This is a genomic window from Lactobacillus sp. M0390 (genome assembly GCF_016102085.1).
GTDB lineage: Bacteria > Bacillota > Bacilli > Lactobacillales > Lactobacillaceae > Lactobacillus > Lactobacillus apis.
On record NZ_JACFPH010000010.1, the window covers coordinates 1 to 6,511 of the forward strand.

The 6,511-nt window shown below is 38.5% G+C and carries 1 protein-coding gene; it reads left to right on the top strand.

Annotation, left to right across the window (positions count from 1 at the left end; all coding sequences use genetic code 11):
- Positions 1 to 561: 561 nt before the first annotated feature.
- Positions 562 to 6,511, top strand: a 5,950-nt coding sequence (locus H3R25_RS08780) for a DUF1542 domain-containing protein (protein WP_198195157.1), incomplete at its 3' end; no start/stop codon positions are given.

Here is a 6,511-nt window from a genome sequence, read left to right on the forward strand (position 1 = left end):
TGCATTTGAGTAAAAAACTAGTTATTTAAAAGATAATAGCTAGACAGACAAAGTAAAGAAGCACCTATCTAATTAATGATAGGTGCTTTTTTGTACGTTAATTATAGCTTTGAAAAATTGTATTATTGAAGATTTAATAGAACATATATAAGAATATAAAATAACAAGTGGCCAGAAGTAAAAATAACGTTATTTAAAAGTAAATATTTATGTACATTTATAACTAACGATTAAAGTAATGCTTCTGGTGGATGTGACTTAAAAATCCGAACAGCTGAAAAGTGTAATTTTTGCAGTAATTCAAATAGTTATCAGATTGTCATTGATTTATACTGATGATAGCTTTAGGAATTGAAGCAAGTTATATACTTAGTTAATGTTAGATTAGTTATTTTAAAATCGCACAATTTCATACAATAGTGTTATTTTAAATTCTATAATTGCATATAAAAATAATACAAAAATACCTTTATATTTAATGATCAAAATGGTACGATTTATCTTGTATATATAATAAAGTAAAAAGTAATTTAATGAAAAATAATGGTTGAGAGGGAGTCAATGAAAAGTATTAATAAATTCAATCCGACTGAAGAAGTTAAGAATACCAATTATAAAATGCACAAGGGTAAGAAGGGCTGGTTAGTCAGCTACTCACTTTTGTCATTTGTATTGGGTGGAGTCTACATGAACAGTGTAGCAACTACTCCTGTTAAGGCTGCTGAAGTTGAGGCTCAAAGTAGTGCTAAAGCTGCTGATAAAGAGGTGCAGAATGAAGTTGATGAACAGTCATTATCGGCTGCACAACAGAATGCCGCTACTGTTCTAGACAATAAGGCTAATAGTGTTAAAGCTGATATCAATAATGACCAAAAGCTTTCAGCAGATGACAAAGCTGCTCAAATTGCAACAGTTGATAATATTGTAAATGATGCAAAAGCCAAGGTTGATGAAGCAACTGATCTTGTAAGTGTTAAAGATATACAAGATACTGCAATTACAAATATTTCTGCGTGTTATCAATCAGGAAATACTAAGTATGAATCTGTAACTGAACCAATTCGCAAGACAACGGAGAAAATTCCGTTAATTGATAAATCACAAAAGCCAATCTCAAAAAAGGTAACAGTATCAACTTATAAAGGTCTTAGCTCATTCTTTAAGACTGTAACGAACTCTGAAGAAAGTAATCAAGCCAAAGTAGCTCCAGCTACTAAAGATTCAAAGAAGTCATCTATTTCCACTAATGCTGAAGAAAACACTTCCTTAGTTGCTACTAATTCGACAACAAGTGAAATTGAATCAGCTAAACTGGCTGGTGTGACCACCAGAGAAGATGAACCAGTAACTACTACTAATGAAGCATCTGTTGCTGGCGATAAAGATGAAACCCGTCCCGCTTTTAATGATCTTTTAGGTCAAGCAAGCGGTAAGACTGAAACTTCAGTTGATGTTGCGGTGCCAAAGCAAGTAACTGATCCAGATAAATCTATGCCAGCAGATGTTGCAACTCTTGCGCAGTTAGCTGCAGCTTGGAATAATCCGGCAATTACTTATGTTAATATTACTGCTGATTTAGCTGCTGACCCTAATGCTATTTTTAAAGCCCGTGCAGCTGGTGCCAGCATAGTAATCAATGGTAATGGTCACACTGTTGACATGGGAAGTCAAAAATTTGAATATGCTACTACCGCAAGATCCTCAGATACTTACCTAACACTTACTAATACAAACTACAAACAAGGGTTTGGTGGAAGCTTGCAGAGCCAAACTAGTGCACTTGTATATGTTGGAGGTGCGACTGGTGGTAACCACTTAGGTGTTAATATAGATAATATTAAATTGACAACAGATGATAGGCCAAACTACTATGCAATTCGTGGAATCATGGCCACTGGCTCTAAAGTTACATTCTCTGGAAACAATGTCTTTATTATCGCCAATGAAATTGTTCGTGGTGCAGGAAGTATTTTTATTGCTAACGACAGTTCGATTATTATGGAAAGAACAGAGGGAGCAGTACCAGGAGATGGTTCTGATGATCCTGACGATCCAAATGGATCTGGTACTTCCAGTGACGGAAAAGATGCTCAAAGTGCTGAATTTGCATTTAGTAGATTAGCTGCAGCTGGGACTATTGGTGAGGGTAACCAATTTGTAATGGGAGACCGTTCTTCTAATACGGCAGTTACTCTTAAGGGGGTAGCTTCGAAGCTTCCAGCATTGTCGCAACTACTTAAAAGTGTGCGAGTAGGTGATGATGTTACTTGGAGTCAGAAGGGTTTTCCAGCCTTTATTCAAGCACCTACTGCTACGGCTTACAAGGATGCCACTTTTGTATTTGGTCAAAACTTCAAATTAGATTCACCAGAAACTACGGGTGCTGGAGCAATTAAGTTAAGCAGAAATCAGTCAATGGTCTTTAACGCCGGGACTGTGATGGACATTAATCAAGTTAGTGCTAGAGATGGAGGAGTTATTGTACTTGATGGTACATCAAGTTTAACTTTCATTTCACCAAAGCAATTACATTTGTCTGTTGGTACAGATACGTCAGCAACTGCCACTAAAAAAGGAATTATTTCGTCTACTACAGCAAAGGGTGGTACTTTTAAGATTAATAACTCAAGTATCAGGACTTGGGACGGTTTAAACTCATCTACTAGTATGCCTGCCGGTCAATACACTGGTAAGTTTAAGAACATGACTGTCTTGAATGGTGTAACAACAGTATCAACATCGCCTGGTACAACAGTTGACCCTAATATTGTGACTAAGACAACACGTGAATTGCAAACAGATGCAATTACACCTGGTAAGGTTAAGATTCAATATATTGACCAATCAGGTAAGCAAGTTGGCCAAGACTATGAACTACCATTTGGCACTAAGGGTACGCCATATGAAGATACTTATATTGGTGAACAAATTCCATTAGTTAGTCAAGATATTGTTAACCATATTCCAGCTGGCTACATGTGGGCCTTAGACAAGCAAATTTATGCTGGTGCTAAGACTGACAAGCAAAGTGGTGGTGCAGGACTAGGCGATAAAGGTGACGCTGATGGTCAGGCTAACTTAGCTTACGTTCCAATGGATGATACTTCATACACTTACAAGGTTTATGTTTACGGTGCTAAACAAAATGTAACCTATAAGTATGTAGATGTTAACCACCCAGATAAGGCTTTAGTACCAAAGAATGTAGTTGGAACAGAAGCAGATAATGGCTTAGTTACCGCAAACTATGGTAATACGATTGATTGGACAAACAAGTACTATACAGAAACTAATGTGCCAGCAGGCTATCACTATAAGACTGATGCAGCTAACCAACCTGCAACAACGGTAGTTTCAGAAACTAATCCAACAGTAGTACTGTACGTTGAGGGTGACGAACAAGAGATTGTTCCTACATACCTTGACAGTACAGGAAACGCTTTGGCACCTACCGATCCAATTGTAATTAAGGGTAGAACTGGAGACATTATCACTATTCCAGAAGGACCTCAAGTACCGGGTTTGATAGCAACTGGTGCTATTTTAAACGGTACCCCAGTTGCTATTGGAACGACTTTTGAGATGCCAAGTCAAAAGGACTTGCCAGCAGAGCAAAAGTATACTTTGGTTTACAAATACGGTAACGCTGAAAATCTAAAGCAACCAGCTAGAGATACTGTTAAGAGTGCAGCAGAAATTGCTAAGACTACAATTGATTTAGATAAGACTTTAACAACTGTAGAGAAAAATAAGCAAAAAGATCAAGTAGATACAATTTTAGTTGATGCACTTACTCAAATTAACGCTGCAACTACGCAAAAAGGTGTTAATGATGCTAGGGACACTGGCTGTGACCAAATTGATAAAGTTCACCAGAGCGGTGACAGTCTTGAAAAGCAAAGAGCAGCTGCAATAGAAGCAATTAAGCAACATGCCTCCGGTGTTAAGGATGCGATTGATCAAGACACTACTTTAGCCGCTGACGAAAAGGCAGAGCAAAAGCAAAATGTTGACCAAGTCACAACAAATATTATTACCGATATTAATGACGAAGATAAGTCCTCAAATGCTGACAACATTAACCAACTAGTTACTGACGGTAAAGCAAAACTGGATGCTGAGCACAAATCACATAAGAATGGTTTAGACGGCTTGAAAGATGCTGGTAAGAAAGAAATCAATGACCATGCTGCAATCGTTAAGGATGCGATCGATAAGGATACCAGCTTATCTGCTGATGAAAAGGCACAACAAAAGCAAAATGTTGACCGAGTAGCAGCTGAAATCAACGCAGAAATTGATAAGGCAACAGATGCCGATAGCATTAACAAGTTGGTTACTGAAGGTAAACCAAAACTAGACGCTGAACACAAACCAAACAAGAGTGGCTTAGATGGCTTGAAAGATGCCGGTAAGAAAGAAATTAACGATCATGCTGCAATCGTTAAGGATGCAATTGATAAAGATGTAACTCTAACTGCCGACGAAAAGACACAGCAAAAGCAAAATGTTGATCGTGTAGCCGCTGAAATCAACGCAGAAATTGATAAGGCTACAGATGCCGACAGCATTAACAAGTTGGTTACTGAAGGTAAACCAAAACTAGACGCTGAACACAAGCCACATAAGAATGGTTTAGATGGAGTGAAAGCAGATGGTAAGAAGGAAATCAACGACCATGCTGCAGTTGTTAAAGATGCGATTGACAAGGACGCTAGTTTATCTGATGCTGAAAAGACACAGCAAAAGCAAAATGTTGACCGTGTAGCCGCTGAAATTAACGCAGAAATCGATAAAGCAACAGATGCTGACAGTATTAACAAGTTGGTTACTGAAGGTAAACCAAAACTAGACGCTGAACATAAACCAAATAAGACAAGCTTAAATGATCTTAAAGAAGACGGTAAGAAGGAAATCAATGATCACGCTACGATTGTTAAGGATGCAATTGATAAAGATGTAACTTTAACTGCCAACGAAAAGACACAGCAAAAGCAAAATGTTGATCGTGTAGCCGCTGAAATTAACGCTGAAATCGATAAAGCAACAGATAACGACAGTATTAACAAGTTGGTCACTGAAGGTAAGCCAAAACTAGATGCTGAACATAAGCCAGGCAAGGCTCTAAATGACCAAAAGGATAATGCAAAGCAAAATATTGATCAGATAGCTGCTACAATTAAAGATAAGATTGATGCTGACAAGAATCTGACTCCTGACGAAAAGAATAAGCAAAAGCAAGATGCTGATAAGGCTGCTTCGGATGCTAAAGATGCTATCGACAAGGCTAAAGACGCTGATGAAGTTAACAAGGCAACTGAAGACGGTAAGAACAAGATTGAAGCTGCATATAAACCAGGTACTGATTTATCAGGTCAAAGAGCAGATGCTAAGAATAGAATTGATGATGAAGCTGAATTAGTTAAAGGCCAAATTGCTCACGATGTTTCATTGGATAACAAAGCAAAAGCTGAACAAACTGCAGCTGTTGATGCAGCTGCAACAACAGCTAAGAACAGAATTGACTCAGTAAGTTCTTCTGAGAGTATTCAAAAAGCGGTTGATAGTGGCATCAAGATAATTGATTCTAAATACGTTACGAATTCAATGTCACTGGCTGAGCAAAAGAAATATGCTCAACAACTAATTAATGATGAAGCTGCTATTGTTAAAGAGTTAATCAATAATGATTCAACTCTTAATGATACAGTTAAGGCACAACAGGCTAGAGCAGTTGACACTCAAGCGCAAAAAGCAATTAATAAAATTGAAGCGGCAGCTGATGCTCAAGGCGTTAAGGATGAATACGAAACAGGAATCAATGCAATTCATGCACAGCACGTAGCAGGAACTAATCTAGAAGAGCAAAAGGCGGCGGCTAAAGCAGATCTTGACCAAGAAGCAAATACTGTTAAGAAGGCAATAGCTAATGATCTGTACTTGACTGAAGAAGAAAAAGCAAACCAAACTGCTGCAGTCGAACATGAAACTGAAAAGGCTCAAAATGCAATTGATCGTGCAGAAACAATTCAAGAAGTTAAGAGCTTAAGAGATACTGCAATCCATGTAATTGATACACAATATGTACCTGGTGTTAAGGGTAATGGTTCAGGTTCGAACGGCTCAGACTCCAACGGTTCAGATGCAAATGGATCAGATGCAAATGGTTCAGATTCCAACGGCTCAGAATCAAATGGTTCCGGTTCGAATGGCTCAGATGCAAATAGTTCCGACTCCAATGGCTCAGACTCCAATGGTTCTGGTTCGAACGGCTCAGAATCAAATGGCTCTGACTCCAACGGTTCCGGTTCGAACGGCTCAGAATCAAATGGTTCAGGCTCAAATAGTTCAGACTCCAACGGCTCAGATGCAAACGGTTCTGGTTCGAACGGCTCAGAATCAAATGGTTCAGACTCCAACGGTTCAGGTTCGAATGGCTCAGGATCAAACGGTTCAGATGCAAATAGTTCCGACTCCAATGGCTCAGGATCAAACGGTTCAGGTTCAAACG